The following is a 13,758-nucleotide window of genomic DNA, read 5'->3' as shown; positions in this document are numbered from 1 at the left end:
CTTTCTGCGCCGATCCGGCGCGCGGTTCAAGCGCCGGCTGAAATCCGCAGGCGCTGGACCGCCTTCTCCCGCCCGATCAACGGCAGCAGGGTGGCGAGGTCGGGGCCATGCTCCTCCCCCGTCAGGGCCAAGCGCAGGGGCAGGAACAGCGCCTTGCCCTTGCGGCCGGTGGCGGTCTTCAGTGCCTCGGTCCAGCCGCGCCAGGTATCCGCGCCCCAGGGCTCCGGCGGCAGGGCTTCGAGGCCGGCGCGCAGGAAGTCGCCCTCCCCCTCCAGCACCGGCGGGACGATCGTGCCGCGGACGATATCGAACCAGGGCCGCGCTTCCCGCATCAGGTCGAGATTGCCGCGCACGGCGAGCCACCAGGCCTCGTCCGCGCCTTCCGGCAGGCGGTCGCGCACGGCCTCGAAGGGCGCCTCGTGCAGCACGTGGCGGTTCAGCGCGAGCATCTGCCGCGTGTCGAAGCGCGCCGTGGCGTGGGAGACGCGGGAAATGTCCCAGGCCGGCGCGAGCGCGGCCGGCATCCCCGGCACCGGATCGGCCGAGGTGCCGAGTGCGGCGAGGTAGCCGACCAGCGCGGGCGGCTCGATGCCATCCTTGCGCAGGTGGCGCAGCGAGATGGAGCCGAGGCGCTTCGACAGCGCGCCGCCTTCCTCATCCGTCAGCAGCGGAAGATGCGCGAAGGTCAGGTGCTTCGGGTTGCCGCCCAACGCCTCATAGATGTCGAGCTGGATGCCGGTGTTGGTGACGTGGTCCTCGCCGCGGATGACATGGGTGATGCCCATCTCGATGTCATCGACGACGCTCGTGAAGGTATAGAGCGGCGAACCATCGGCGCGTACCAGCACCGGGTCGGAGATGGCCGACAGCTTCACCGTACGCTCGCCCAGCACCAGGTCGCGCCAGGACACCGACCGCATCGACAGCTTGAAGCGCCAATAGGGCTGCTTGCCATTGGCGAGCGCGCGCTCGATCTGCTCGGGCGTCATCTTCAGCGCCTCGCGGTCGTATAGCGGCGGCTTGCCTTCGCGCCGGCGGCGTTCGCGCTTGTAGGCGAGTTCTTCCTCCGTCTCGAAGCAGGGATAGAGCCGCCCGGAGGCCTTCAGCCGCTCGGCGGCAGCGGCGTAGCGGTCGAGCCGGTCGGATTGGGCGACGCGGTCATCCCAATCCATGCCGAGCCAGCGCAGGTCTTCCTCGATGGCCTGCGCGAATTCGGGCTTGGAGCGTTCCAGATCGGTGTCGTCGAGGCGCAGGATGAAGGCGCCGCCATGCCGGCGCGCATGCAGCCAGTTGGCCAGCGCGACGCGGGCATTGCCGACATGCAGCAGGCCGGTGGGGGACGGTGCGAAGCGGAGTTTCATCGGTTGGGATCAAGTGCCTGATAGTCGGTGTCGGCCCGTTTCGTGGCCGGCTGCGCGATGCAGTGGGCGAGCCAGGGCTTCAGTTCGAAGCCCGGCGCGATGGCGTACTCGCCGAAGGAGAGGAAAGCCTGTTCCAGCGCGGCGGCGTCCGGATACTCGGCGCGCAGGCCTTCCACCTGGTCGCGGATGAAGCGGCGGGCGTATTCGGCGGCGGCCTCCGCGCTGCGGAAGCCGTCGACCGACCATTCCTCGTCCGGGTCCTGGTAATGCGCGAAGTCGCCGCAGAGGACGGAATGGCTCATTCCTCCTCCTCGTCATCATCCTCGTCGCGGCGCGGGTCGAGCACGCGCCAGTTGCGGTCCTCGGCATCGCGGACGGGGGTGTCGGCGAAGTCCTTCAGTTCCGAGCGGCTGACCCAGGCGTCGTCGCCGGCGCCGAGGACTTCCGCATCCTCGCCATAGGCGAACCAGGCATCGAGCGTCGCCTTGGCATCCGCGCCCGGCGCGCGGCAGCGCTCGACGGAATCGCGGACGTAGCGGCGGGCGAAGGCGTTGGCGTGCTCGATGCTGACGAAGCCGGTGACGGTCTCGACGGGGTCGGAACCGTTGGCGCCGGACATGTCCATGATCTGCACGGCGTATTCGCCCTGCGGGAAGACCTCGGCCTCGAATTCCTCGCTCATCGCACGCGCACCGTGACGCCGTTCGCGGCGGTCGCAACCGCCGCGCGCATGCCCGCCTCTGCCGCCGTGTGGTGCACCGATGGTGCCATTGGGATCTGATGCATCCCGCCCATCATAACCCGACACGGGCCGCCCGGGCGAGATGGCCGGCGACGCGCCGCCGCTGCCCCTGCGCCCCGATCACTGCACTGGTTGCGCCTGCGGAAACGTCCAGCGGCCGTTCAGGATCTCGGGCCGCGGCCGGTACAGCCGCACCATGTAGTTCCAGCCCGCCATGATCGGCAGGCAATTGGGCACCTGGCCGTCGCAGCCGCCGAACTGGACCTGCACCGTGCCGTCGCTGCCGCGCCGCGCGGTGAGGTTGTTGATGGTGTAGGCGTTCTGCGGATTGGCCTCGAAATACCCCCGCGCATTGTACAGGCTGATGGACCAGAAGCCGTCCACCGGGACGCGGCCCACCGCCAGGCGATAGACCGTGTTGCCGTCGTTCCGGGGCGGCACGACGTTCAGGTAGAGCGCATCCTTCTCAGGATTGCCGCCCCAGGCCGAGGCAGCGCCGATCAGATGCCGCACCGGATCGACATCGCTCCGCGCGCCGAACATGCGGCGCGTATCGGGCAGCGTCGCGGCAAGGCCGAGCAGCAATTCGCGCACCTTGGTCTGGCTCGCGCGGTCCCAGTTCGGCACCTCGAAGCGCCCCGGGCTGCGCTGTTCTGCCCTGATGCCGTCCTGCAGCGCGTGCACCTGCGCCATATCCTGTGCATTCGCCGGATCGACCAGCGTGCGGATGCCGACGAGGACGTAGCGGGTCCCGACCTGCTGCCGCGTCAGGGTGCGCCGCCCACCGCCGTACTGGACCGAGATCGTGTATTCGTCCTGCGAGATCGCCTGCATCGACACGAAGCGCGTGCCGGCATTCGGCACCGTGACGGTCGCCGGACCGGCATCGAGGTCGAACACCGCGGCGGAGTAGAGCGTGTCCCGATTCAGGCGGATGACCGTCTGCCCGTCGATGGGCGCCGGGGCGCGGTCGTGAAAGAACCGCCCGAGCCCGCCTCGATGCACCATCGCCGCGAAATAGAGGTCGCTTTCCGCCCGCACGAAGTTGTCGGGCGTGACGGGCACTGGGGTGGGCGGCGGCGTCTGCGCCAGCGCGGCATGGCCGAGCAGCGCGAGCAGCGCCGCGACGATGGGCCGAAGCATGGTGTTGATCATGACGGTTCCTTCAATGCGACGGGACATCGGCGGACGAATTCAGCTCGCGCGCTTCTCGATGTCGGGCAGGCGCCAGGTCTTGTCGAACAGCGGGCGCTTCGGGCCGTAGAAGCGGAACATCACCTCGAACTGGGCACCGGCGCGCGTCGGGATCCAGTTCGACTGCCGCCCTTCCGGCGCATTCGGTCCAAAGGCCAGATCGACCGAGCCATCGGCATTGCGTTGCAGGCCCGGCGTGTTGGACGAACGGCTCGCCCAGGGCATGTCGCGGATCAGGGCGTGCGTCACGCGGTCATAGACCGTCACCGACCAGTAGAGGTGGACCGGCACATTGGCCGGTACGGAGAGCCGGTAGGTGCTGCCGCCGTCGAAGTGCTGCCCGGCCCGGTCACGGATCGCGATCAGGTAGAATTGCCCCTCGCCAAGACGCTTCGCGCTGAAATAGGCGAAGGAATAGGCGATGCCGCGGCTGTCGATCGGATAGCTGTCGCGATTGGCGAAATGCGACTGCATGCCCTCGATGAAGTCCGCGGTCACCGGCAGCGCCCAGCGCGTGCCCTCGAAATAGGGCGGGGTGAACAACGCCTCATAGCCGGCATCGAGCCACGCCTGGGCTTCGCGCGCGCTGGCCTCGAGCGTCTGCCGGGTCGCCGCATCGGGGTTGAAGGGCTTGCCTTTTTCGATGCCGATCGTCCGCAGCGGATCGATCATCGCGCGGTCGCGCTCGATCCATGGTTCGCGCTGCACGAAGCGGTCGAGCGCCTGGAAGAAGCGCAGGTCGTAGGGGATGGTGCTGTCGAACAGCGTGTCGATGGCATCGACGAAGCGTGTCTCGGGCGGGTTCGCCGCCTGCGCCAGCGGATAGATCCGCGCGCGCTTGCCGTAGGCGACGGCCTTGGCGATGTCCTCCTCGCTGCCGCTGCGCGGGTTGGACCGCAGGATGACATAGCCGGTGTAGGTGTCGGACCGGCGGGCGATGTAGCCATCCGGCACGGCGCCCCGGTGGTCCGGCGGCAGGATCAGGTATTTGCCGCCCGCGCCCTTGTCCGCCCCGGCCGGGCCGACATCCTCGAGCGCGGTCTGCCAGCCATCGTCGATGCTGCCGGTGATCGTCCCTTCACCGGCGGGCGGGATCTCGAGCACCACCGGTCCGTTTCGGGTGTCGTAGAAGGGGAAGACGTAGATCGTGTCTGGGTTGGGCGTCAGCGTCTGGTTCTTCCAGGTCAGCAGGCGCGACCAGAGGACCACCTGGTTGAAATCGGCCCCGGCGCCGCGCATCGCGTCGACGATCAGCTGGAAATTGACGGCCGGGATGCCCCAGATGGCGGCCTCGATCGCGCGGCGCGCGATGGCGCGCTGCACAGGATCGCCGGGGGGCGCGGCCTGCGCCGCGGCGGGGCGCGACGCGGCCGCCGGCATGGCCGGGAGGAGAAGGGCGGGAAGCGTTCGGCGCGGCATCTTCGGCGGCACGGTTGGACCCCTGCTGCGATGGCGGCGCCCCTTGGAAGGCGCACGGCTCATGCGGTGACTTGCGCGACGCTAGCATCCGCATCGGGACGCGCCGAGCAGCCCTGTTGCCGACGTCCCGCGGATCGCGCGCCCGGCGCGCAAAGTCACGCAGAGTTGCGCGAGTTTGCCGCCGCCTTGTCTCGGACCCGTCAGCGCATGACGGGCGCTGCCGTGACCGCGGGCCGTTACCGCACGAGCGCGGTGAAACCGTTGGTGATCGGATATCGCCGGTCGCGCCCGAAGGCGCGGGCGGTGATCTTCACGCCCGGCGGCGCCTGGCGGCGCTTGTACTCGGCGCGGTCCAGCAGCTTCCACACGCGCAGCACGGTCGGACGATCGAACCCCGCGGCGACCAGCGCATCGACGGATTTCTCGCCCTCGATCAGCCCTTCCAGGATGGCGTCCAGCACCTCGTATTCCGGCAGGCTGTCCTGGTCCTTCTGGTTCGGTCGCAACTCGGCCGAGGGTGGCTTGGTGATGACGCGTTCGGGCATCACCGCACCGGACGGCCCAAGCGCACCATCCAGCACATTCGCATTGCGCCAGCGGCACAGCGCGAAGACCATGGTCTTGTAGACATCCTTCAGCACGGAATAGCCGCCGCACATGTCGCCATAGATGGTGGCGTAGCCGGTGGACATCTCCGACTTGTTGCCCGTCGTCAGCAGCATCGAGCCGAACTTGTTCGACAGCGCCATCAGCGTGACGCCGCGGATGCGCGACTGGATGTTCTCCTCGGTGATGTCGGGCGGGCGATTGCCGAAGGCGGGCGCGAGCATCCCGGCGAAGGCATCCATCGCCGGGCCGATGCCGATGGTGTCGTAGCGGATGCCGAGCAGCCGCGCGCAATCCGCCGCATCCTCCAGGCTTTCGCCACTGGTGTAGGGGGACGGCATCATCACCGCATGCACGCGGTCCGGCCCCAGCGCATCGACGGCGACGGCCGCCGAGATCGCGGAATCGATGCCGCCCGACAGCCCCAGCACCACGCCGGGAAAGCCGTTCTTGTTCACGTAATCCCGCAGGCCCAGCGTCATCGCCGCATAGACTTGCCCGAGCATCTCAGGCGGCTTGCTGATCGCGCCCGGCTTGCAGACCAGGCGCTCGCCTTCGCGATGCCACTCGGTCAGGCGCACTTCCTCCACGAAGGACGGCAGCAGCGCGGCGAGCGAACGGTCGGGGTTCAGCACGAAGGATGCGCCGTCGAAGACGATCTCGTCCTGCCCGCCCACCTGGCCGAGGAAGACGAAGGGCAGCCCCGTCTCCACCACCCGCGTCACCGCGAGCGGCAGGCGCTGGGTCTCATGCTTGTCGGCCTCGAAGGGCGAGCCGTTGATGGACAGCAGGATCTCGGCGCCGGTCTCGCACAGCGTCTCGGCGACTGTGGGCAGCCACCAATCCTCGCAGACCATCAGCCCGATGCGGAAGCCGCGGAAGGGCACCGGGCCGGGCGCAGGGCCGGCATCGAAGACACGCTTCTCGTCGAAGACGCCGTAATTGGGCAATTCGTGCTTGGCACGCCGCGCGGCGATGCGCCCGCCCTCCAGCAGGAACGCCGCGTTGTAGAGCCTGTCGCCATCCGCCCAGGGGCCTCCGACGATCAGCCCCGGGCCGCCATCGGCGGTCTCGGCGGCGAGTGCGGCGATGATCTCGGTGCAGGCGGCGACATAGGCGGGCTTGCGGACCAGATCCTCGGGCAGATACCCGCCCACGGAGAATTCCGGCGTCACCACCAGATCGGCGCCGAGGCGGGCACCTTCCGCCCGCGCGGCGCGGATGCGGTCGGCGTTCGTCGTGAGCGCCCCCACATGGGTGGTGTTGATCTGCGCGAGGGCGATCTTCAGCGTGTCGGCCATGATGGGCGGAACCTAGGGATGGGGGGGTGCAGGGTCAACGCGCCCGGCCGATCCCCACCAGCATCCCGCCCGAAACCAGCAGCACCGCCAGGATCGCGACCGGCGACAGCCCCTCCCCCAGCAGCGGCCAGGCGGTCAGCGCGACCAGCGCGGGCACCGCCGCGCCGATCATGGTCGTCGCCGCCGGTCCCAAGGCGGCGACCGACCGGGTGTAGAGGATCCCCGCGATCACCGAGGCCCCTGCCCCGTGGAAGGCCGCCTGGGTCAGGATCACCGTCCAGGACGCCTGCGCCATGCCCGATGGCAGCGCGAAGAACCAGACCGGCAGGAAGACGGGTGCGGCGGTCAGGCCCAGCGCGATCGTCGTATCCAGCGCCGGTAACGCCCAGCGCTGCACCAGCAGCGTATAGATCGCCCAGCTCGACACCGCGGCGAGGAACAGCAGGTCCCCCCGCCAGGCGCCGTCCCAGGCGCCGCTGGTGGTCCAGGCCAGCAGCACGCTGCCCAGGGTGATGATGCCGAGCCCCGCCAGCCGCCGCAGCGTGATCCGGCCCATGCCGCAGGCCGCGGCCAGCAGCGCGGTCACCGCCGGCAGCCCCGCCGCCATCACCGTCGCCCCATGCGCTGCGGGCGCGAGTTGGTATCCGGCATAGGCCCCCAACGGAAAGCCGAACCCTGCGAAGACCAGCACCGCCGGCACCCGGCCTGGCGCGATGCGCGGCAGGCCGCGCCAGGCCACCAGCGGTAGCACGCAGACGAAGGCGCCGGCGTAGCGCAGCATCGCCACGTCCCAGGGCGTCAGCCCGTCGCGAACGATGAAGCGGGAGACGAGGTGGAAGCCGGTCCAGACCAGCAGCAGCAGCCCGGCACAGAGCCAGCCGATCAGCCGTTCGCGCGCGGGGTCCGGCGAAACGGGCATGGAGGCTGGTGCCGCCTCAGCCCTCGAAGCGCGAGCCCGGCGGCGCGACGGCCCCGGTGATGCCGCCGGCATCGAGCGCCCGGCGCACCGTGCCATCGGCCTTGGCGCGCTCGATCCACGCCGTCGCGGCGGCGAGCGATTCCGGCCGCCCCGGCGGGACGATGATGGCGGTGCCGAGGGCGTGGAAATGCCCGTCGAGAATGCGCAGCCCCTGCACCTGCGGCAGCAGCGTCTGCAGCGATTCCAACCCGAGTGCGACTGCCTGCGCCCGGCCCTCGCGCATCCAGCCCAGCGCCTCCGGCACGCCGACGGCCGCGAGGAAGCGGGCGCGGGGGAAGGCGCGCTCGGCGCTGCGCAGCGTCGTGGTGCCGCGCACGCCGACGATGGTCAGGTCGGCGGTGTTGGCGTCCTCGACCTTGGTGATCGCGACACCCGGCATCACCGCAAGCGTCGAGACGGAGAGGAAGTAGTTCGGCCCGACGCCGACCCGCGCGGCGCGTTCCGCATCCATCGGCACGAAGGCGACGTCGAGCCGCCCTTCGGCGATCGCGTCCGTGACCTCGGAGGAGGAATTGAAGGTGACGAGATCGAGCGTCGCCTTCGCGTCGGCGGCCAGCGCACGCGCCAGCGTCACCGTCACCCCCTGCGGCAGGCCGGCGGCATCGCGGCTCGCCCAGAAGGCCGAGGAGACCGGCGCGATGCCGACGCCCACCCGTATCCGCCCGCCGGGCGCCAGCGGGTTGGCACCTTGCGCCAACGCCACGCCGGGCAGCAGGAACACCGCGCGGCGGGCGATGGCGATGGTCACTGCCCGCCCCCGTTCTTCCGCCGCGCTTCCTCATGGCGGAGCAGGAACTCACGCCCGATCTTCACCCGTGCCGTGCCGTCGTAATCGACGATGTCGGCGGTGGCGTAGGTCTCGGACCAGGCATCGGGGATGAAGGATCCGGTGCCGACCACGTCGATCGGTGCCCTGGCTTCCGCCATGACGCGGCACTTGCCGACGCCGAAGCCGGAGGAAGCGACGATCCGCACTTTGGGGAAGCCGGCCTTGTCCAGTTCCTCGCGCATCTTCCACACCGCGGAGGCGGAGACGCCGGTGCCGACGAGGTGGCGCAGTTCCGTCTCCGACCGGTAGCGGCGGATCGCGCCCGGCGCGTGGCGTTCCAGCACCGCATAGGATTCCGCCGGGTCGAGCCCTTCGAGGAACCGCCCACCATGGGTGTCGAGCCGCATGGCCAAACGCCCTTCGGCCGCCAGTTCTGGGAAGCGCCGCGCGACGGCGAGGCCGTCCGTCACCTCCCGCCCGAAATAGTCGACCAGCACGGTCAGTGCGTCGTCGGGGAAGGTCTCGTGGAACATCTCGGCGGCGCGGACCGTGGTGCCGGCGTAGCCGATCAGGGCATGCGGCATGGTGCCGTAGCCGGCCTTCTGGCCAAACCAATGCGCCGTCGCGTCGTTGGCATTGCCGATGAAGCCCTTGGCCCCTTCGGCCTGCGCCGCGCGGCTGCCGACGGCGGCGGCATACGCCATCATCTCCTGCATCTCGGCCCCGGCGCAGTGCCGCGCCTCCATCGCGAGGAAGGCGACCTTCGGCAGTTCCAGGCACATCTGGTAGGCGTTGTGCGCGGCGACGCAAGCCGCGCCCAGCTTCTGCAGCAGCAGGGTCTCGAGGTCCGACAGCGCGATCAGGGATCCGGTGATGTAGATCAGCGGATCACCGGCGCCGACCCACTGCCCTTCCTCATGCATCACGTCGATCTGGATATCGGTACCGCGCGCCGTGGCGACGGCACGCAGCCAGTCCAGCACCAGCCGCGGTGCCGAGACGACCGGGCGGCGCAGGAACACTGCATAGGTCACGCGCGCATCGCCGAAGCGCTGCACGATCTTCTTGGTGCGGTTGAAGTAGGAATCCGTCCGCGCGGTGATCACCGCGTCGGCGGTATCCGCGGCTGGCGCGGCGGGGGATTCCCGCCGCGCCAGCCCGGTTGCGAGTGCCGCGCCCAGCGTGCCGCCGCCAAGCGCCGTCGGCTTGTTCACTGCGCCGCCTGGGCCGGGCTGGCCTGCGCGATCGCCTTACGGGCCTTGAGTTCCTCGGCGATCAGGAAGGCCAGTTCCAGCGACTGTTCTGCATTCAGGCGCGGATCGCAGGAGGTCGCGTAATTCGCCGACAGGTCGGTCTCCGACAGGCGATGCGCGCCGCCGAGGCATTCCGTCACGTCGGAGCCGGTCATCTCGACATGCACGCCGCCGGCGGTGGTGCCCTCGGCCTCATGCACGTCGAAGAAGCCGCGCACCTCGCCCATGATGGAATCGAAGACGCGGGTCTTGTAGCCGGCGACGGTGGTGGTGTTGCCGTGCATCGGGTCGCACAGCCACACCACGTTGCGCCCGGCCTTCTGCACCGCGCGCACAAGCGGGGCGAGCTTCGTCTCGACCTTGTCGTGGCCCATGCGGGAGATCAGGGTCAGCCGCCCCTTCTCATTCGCCGGGTTCAGGATCTCGGTCAGGCGCACCAGCTCGTCCGGGTCCATGGACGGGCCGACCTTCATGCCGATCGGGTTCTTCACGCCGCGCAGGAATTCCACATGCGCGCCGTCCGGCTGGCGCGTGCGGTCGCCGATCCACAGGAAGTGGGCCGAGCACGCGTAGGCATCGCCGGTGGTGGAATCCACGCGCGTCAGCGCCTGCTCATAAGGCAGCAGCAGGCTTTCGTGGCTCGTGTAGAAATCCGTCTCGCGCACTTGCGGCAGGTCGGACATGCCGCAGGCCTGCATGAAGTTCAGCGTCTGGTCGATGCGCGTCGCGAGGTCGGCATAGCGATCGGCCAGTGGGCTCCGCGCGACGAAGCCGAGGTTCCACCGATGCACATGGTGCAGGTCGGCATACCCACCCGTCGCGAAGGCGCGCAGCAGGTTCATCGTGCCTGCCGATTGCATGTAGGCGAATTCCATCCGCGACGGGTCGGGGATGCGGGCCTCGGAGGTGAAATCCGGCCCGTTGATGATATCGCCGCGATAGGAGGGCAGCGTCACGCCGTCCTTCGTCTCGCTGTCGCTGCTGCGCGGCTTGGCGAACTGCCCGGCCATGCGGCCGAGCTTCACCACCGGCACCTGCCCGCCGAAGGTCAGCACCACGGCCATCTGCAGCAACACGCGGAAGGTGTCGCGGATGATGTTGGCGGTGAAGTCGCCGAAGCTCTCGGCGCAATCGCCACCTTGCAGGACGAAGGCTTCACCGTCGCCCGCACGTGCGAGCGCCGCCCGGAGGCGCCGGGCCTCGCCTGCAAAAACCAGCGGGGGAAATCGCGCGATCTTCCCTTCCATCGCGGCAAGCGCCGCCTGGTCCGGGTAGTCCGGCACCTGCCGGATCGGCATCGCCCGCCATGATTCGGGGCTCCAGCCACGCGCGCTCATTGTCTGGCACTCTCCTCCGTGAAAGTCGGGCACCTTAGCCCTGCCTCGGGGGGTGGGGGAAGCGGCGGCGCCGTGCGAGGCTGGCAGGGCGGCCATGTGCAGCCATGTGGGGAGGGACAGCGATGAAGGGAAGCGACGCCGCGGCACTGCTGATGCAGGGCGCCGTCCAGAGGGGCGAGCTGCCCGGCGTGGTCGCCGCCGCCGCGGGGCGGGATGAAGCGGGCTTCGCCCATGGCTTCGGCGTGCGGCGGCTCGGCGCGCCGGACCCCATGACGCCGGACACCGTGGTCTGGATCGCGTCCATGACCAAGGCGATCACCGCAGTGGCGGCGATGCGCCTGGTCGAGGCGAAGCGCCTGTCGCTCGACGCCCCGGCGGCGGAGGTGCTGCCCGAGATCGCCGAGGTCCAGGTGCTGGATGGTTTCGGCGCCGATGGCACACCCCTGCTGCGCGCGCCGAAACGCGCCGTCACCCTGCGCCATCTGCTGACCCATACCTCCGGCTTCTCCTATGAGATGTGGAGCAAGCAGACGGTCGCGGCGCGCAAGGCGCTCCGCCTGCCGTCGATGAACAGCGGGAAGCTGGCGGCGCTGCGGCTGCCCCTGCTGTTCGACCCGGGGGATGCCTGGAACTACGGCATCGGCCTCGACTGGGCGGGCCGCATGGTCGAGGCGGCGAGCGGGCAGCGCCTCGGCGCCCATTTCGCAGAGACGATCTTCGCGCCGCTCGGCATGGCGGACACCGCCTTCCGGCTGACGGATGCGATGCGCGCGCGGATGGCCAGCGTCCACGCCCGCGGGCCGGATGGCGTGCTGACGCCGACCGACATGATCATCGAGCAGAACCCGGAATTCGAAAGCGGCGGTGGCGGGCTGTATTCGACGGCGCGCGACTACCTGGCCTTCGCACGGATGATCCTGAACGGCGGGCGCCATGGGCGGGACCGCCTGCTAAAGCCCGAGACGGTGGCGATGATGGCGCAGGACCAGATCCCGCGCCTGACGGTGCAACCGATGGTCTCGGCGGTGCCGGCCGCGACCAATGATGCGGACTTCTTCCCGGGCCAGCCCTGCGGCTGGGGGCTGTCCTTCCTGGTGAACCGGCGGCCGTCACCGCAGGGGCGCTCGGCGGGCGGACTGGCCTGGGCGGGGCTGGCGAACACCTATTACTGGATCGACCATGGGCGGGGGACGACGGGGATCTTCATCTCCCAGGTGCTGCCCTTCTTCGATGCGAAGGCGATCGGGCTGTTCCGCGAGTTTGAAGCGGCGATGAACGCAGCCTGATGGGCCGCGGCCGCTGCGCCGCGCGCCCTGATGACCGACAAAAGAAGGGCGGGGCGCGGGGGAGGTTCTCCTCCCCCGCCCTTACTGCGCCGCCTGCGCCACGCCCGCCACTCGCGTCCGCGTGCGCAGCGTGACGAATTCCTCCGCCGCCGTGGGGTGGATGCCGATCGTCCGGTCGAAATCCTGCTTGGTCGCGCCCATCGCCACCGCGATGCCGATGCCCTGCATGATCTCCGCCGAATCCTCCCCCAGCATGTGCGCGCCGAGGATCTTCTGCGTCTCCTGGCAGACCACGAGCTTCATCAGCGTCTTGCGCCCTTCGCGCTTGCTGATGGTGTGGCGCATCGGGGTGAAGCGGGCGACATAGACATCGACCAGGCCGCGCGCGGCGGCCTCGGCTTCCGTCAGCCCGACCGTCCCGATGGGCGGTGACATGAACACCGCGGTCGGCACGTTCTCGTAGGAGACCTTGCGCGGGTTGTTGCCGAACAGCGTGTCGGCGAGTGCATGGCCGACCGCGGTCGCCATCGGCGTAAGGTTCACGCGGTCGATGACATCGCCGATCGCGTAGATGTGCGGCACGGCGGTGCGGTGCTCCGCATCGACCGGGATGCCCTCGCCGGCCCGCAGGTCGATCCCCGCCTTGTCGAGCCCCAGGCCCGCGGTGTTCGGCACGCGGCCGGTGCAGAAGAAGACCGCATCCGCCTCCCGCATGAAGTCGTTCGACAGCGCGACCATCAACTGGTCGCCGACCTTCGAGATTCGGGCCGGCGCCACGCCGGAGGTCAGGCGGATGCCCTGGGCGGCCAGCGCCTCGGCGGCGGCCGCGCGGATGTCCTCGTCGAAGCCGCGCAGCGGCATCGGCGCGCGGTAGATCAGTTCCACCTCGGCGCCGAGGCCACGCAGGATGCAGGCGAATTCCACGGCGATGTAGCCGCTGCCGATGACGATGGCGCGCTTCGGCAATGCCTTCAGCGTGAAGAGATCGTCGGAGATCAGGCCGAGCTCGGCTCCGGGGATCGGCAGGCGCGTCGGCGTGCCGCCCACGGCGATGACGATGCGTTCCGCCGTGACGCGCTTGCCATCGACGTCGAGCGTGTGCGGATCGATGAAGGTCGCGCGCGCATCGAAGGATGTGACGCCCGCGCCGGCCAGCAGCCGCCCGTAGATGCCGGACAGGCGCGTGACCTCGGCATCCCGCGCGGCGGCGAGCTTCGCCCAGTCGTGGCCATGGTTCTCGAGCGACCAGCCGAAGGCGGCCGCATCCGCGGCCCAGGCACCGTATTCGGTGGCGTTCACCATGATCTTCTTCGGCACGCAGCCGACATTGACGCAGGTGCCGCCCCAGAAGCGTTCCTCCGCCACCGCGACGCGAGCGCCATGCCCGGCCGCGATGCGCGCCAGCCGCACGCCCGCGGAACCGCCGCCGATCACGAATAGGTCGAAATCATAAGCCGCCATGGGCCGCACGCTCCTGTCCTCGCGGCGCAGGATATCGGGCTGAACCGGCC

Annotated in this window: 12 protein-coding genes; 1 reads left to right on the top strand and 11 read right to left on the bottom strand. The window is 69.7% G+C overall.

Annotated features, from left to right (window positions below):
• Positions 1-26: 26 nt before the first annotated feature.
• The 10 genes from gltX to AC2YHJ_RS02650 all read right to left on the bottom strand — a co-directional run bounded on the left by gltX (position 27) and on the right by AC2YHJ_RS02650 (position 10,961).
• Positions 27-1,361 carry a glutamate--tRNA ligase gene (gene gltX, locus AC2YHJ_RS02695; RefSeq protein ID WP_487393798.1) on the bottom strand — a complete coding sequence of 445 codons (1,335 nt, stop codon included), beginning with the start codon at positions 1,359-1,361 and terminating at the stop codon, positions 27-29.
• Positions 1,358-1,663: a hypothetical protein gene (locus tag AC2YHJ_RS02690; protein ID WP_487393796.1), complete on the bottom strand. Its 306-nt coding sequence runs from the start codon at positions 1,661-1,663 to the stop codon at positions 1,358-1,360. The genes gltX and AC2YHJ_RS02690 overlap by 4 nt, the downstream gene beginning before the upstream one ends.
• Positions 1,660-2,043 (bottom strand): hypothetical protein, encoded by a 384-nt coding sequence (locus AC2YHJ_RS02685; RefSeq protein ID WP_487393795.1) that lies wholly within the window; start codon positions 2,041-2,043, stop codon positions 1,660-1,662. Before AC2YHJ_RS02685 ends, AC2YHJ_RS02690 begins: the two co-directional genes overlap by 4 nt.
• Before the next feature lie 180 nt (positions 2,044-2,223).
• Positions 2,224-3,258, bottom strand: coding sequence for a DUF1254 domain-containing protein (locus AC2YHJ_RS02680; protein ID WP_487393794.1), 1,035 nt, complete (start codon positions 3,256-3,258; stop codon positions 2,224-2,226).
• Between the two features lie 39 nt (positions 3,259-3,297).
• On the bottom strand, positions 3,298-4,728 hold the full coding sequence (locus tag AC2YHJ_RS02675; protein WP_487393792.1) for a DUF1254 domain-containing protein: 1,431 nt from the start codon (positions 4,726-4,728) through the stop codon (positions 3,298-3,300).
• A gap of 224 nt (positions 4,729-4,952) precedes the next feature.
• Positions 4,953-6,623: an NAD+ synthase gene (locus AC2YHJ_RS02670; RefSeq protein ID WP_487393791.1), complete on the bottom strand. Its 1,671-nt coding sequence runs from the start codon at positions 6,621-6,623 to the stop codon at positions 4,953-4,955.
• Positions 6,624-6,657: 34 nt separating this feature from the next.
• Positions 6,658-7,542 (bottom strand): DMT family transporter, encoded by an 885-nt coding sequence (locus tag AC2YHJ_RS02665; protein ID WP_487393789.1) that lies wholly within the window; start codon positions 7,540-7,542, stop codon positions 6,658-6,660.
• A 16-nt stretch (positions 7,543-7,558) separates the two neighbouring features.
• Positions 7,559-8,350: a transporter substrate-binding domain-containing protein gene (locus tag AC2YHJ_RS02660; RefSeq protein WP_487393787.1), complete on the bottom strand. Its 792-nt coding sequence runs from the start codon at positions 8,348-8,350 to the stop codon at positions 7,559-7,561.
• Positions 8,347-9,528, bottom strand: coding sequence for a beta/alpha barrel domain-containing protein (locus AC2YHJ_RS02655; protein ID WP_487393903.1), 1,182 nt, complete (start codon positions 9,526-9,528; stop codon positions 8,347-8,349). Before AC2YHJ_RS02655 ends, AC2YHJ_RS02660 begins: the two co-directional genes overlap by 4 nt.
• A 53-nt stretch (positions 9,529-9,581) precedes the next feature.
• Positions 9,582-10,961 (bottom strand): class II 3-deoxy-7-phosphoheptulonate synthase, encoded by a 1,380-nt coding sequence (locus AC2YHJ_RS02650; RefSeq protein WP_487393786.1) that lies wholly within the window; start codon positions 10,959-10,961, stop codon positions 9,582-9,584.
• Positions 10,962-11,083: 122 nt separating this feature from the next.
• Here AC2YHJ_RS02650 and AC2YHJ_RS02645 point away from each other — a divergent pair, with 122 nt between their 5' ends.
• On the top strand, positions 11,084-12,247 hold the full coding sequence (locus AC2YHJ_RS02645; RefSeq protein WP_487393785.1) for a serine hydrolase domain-containing protein: 1,164 nt from the start codon (positions 11,084-11,086) through the stop codon (positions 12,245-12,247).
• Positions 12,248-12,328: 81 nt separating this feature from the next.
• Here AC2YHJ_RS02645 and gorA read toward each other — a convergent pair whose 3' ends face one another.
• Positions 12,329-13,708 carry a glutathione-disulfide reductase gene (gene gorA / locus AC2YHJ_RS02640; protein WP_487393783.1) on the bottom strand — a complete coding sequence of 460 codons (1,380 nt, stop codon included), beginning with the start codon at positions 13,706-13,708 and terminating at the stop codon, positions 12,329-12,331.
• Positions 13,709-13,758: the final 50 nt, after the last annotated feature.

The organism is Roseomonas sp. SRI_022, assembly GCF_057586215.1.
This window is presented reverse-complemented; position numbering and strand designations above follow the sequence as displayed.

What these genes read in the sequence shown, in the direction of transcription:
- AC2YHJ_RS02690 (WP_487393796.1), bottom strand. Translation starts at nt 1,663, where the DNA reads ATGAGCCATTCCGTCCTCTGCGGCGACTTCGCGCATTACCAGGACCCG.
- AC2YHJ_RS02650 (WP_487393786.1), bottom strand. Translation starts at nt 10,961, where the DNA reads ATGAGCGCGCGTGGCTGGAGCCCCGAATCATGGCGGGCGATGCCGATC.
- AC2YHJ_RS02665 (WP_487393789.1), bottom strand. Translation starts at nt 7,542, where the DNA reads ATGCCCGTTTCGCCGGACCCCGCGCGCGAACGGCTGATCGGCTGGCTC.
- gorA (WP_487393783.1), bottom strand. Translation starts at nt 13,708, where the DNA reads ATGGCGGCTTATGATTTCGACCTATTCGTGATCGGCGGCGGTTCCGCG.
- gltX (WP_487393798.1), bottom strand. Translation starts at nt 1,361, where the DNA reads ATGAAACTCCGCTTCGCACCGTCCCCCACCGGCCTGCTGCATGTCGGC.
- AC2YHJ_RS02680 (WP_487393794.1), bottom strand. Translation starts at nt 3,258, where the DNA reads ATGATCAACACCATGCTTCGGCCCATCGTCGCGGCGCTGCTCGCGCTG.
- AC2YHJ_RS02645 (WP_487393785.1), top strand. Translation starts at nt 11,084, where the DNA reads ATGAAGGGAAGCGACGCCGCGGCACTGCTGATGCAGGGCGCCGTCCAG.
- AC2YHJ_RS02685 (WP_487393795.1), bottom strand. Translation starts at nt 2,043, where the DNA reads ATGAGCGAGGAATTCGAGGCCGAGGTCTTCCCGCAGGGCGAATACGCC.
- AC2YHJ_RS02670 (WP_487393791.1), bottom strand. Translation starts at nt 6,623, where the DNA reads ATGGCCGACACGCTGAAGATCGCCCTCGCGCAGATCAACACCACCCAT.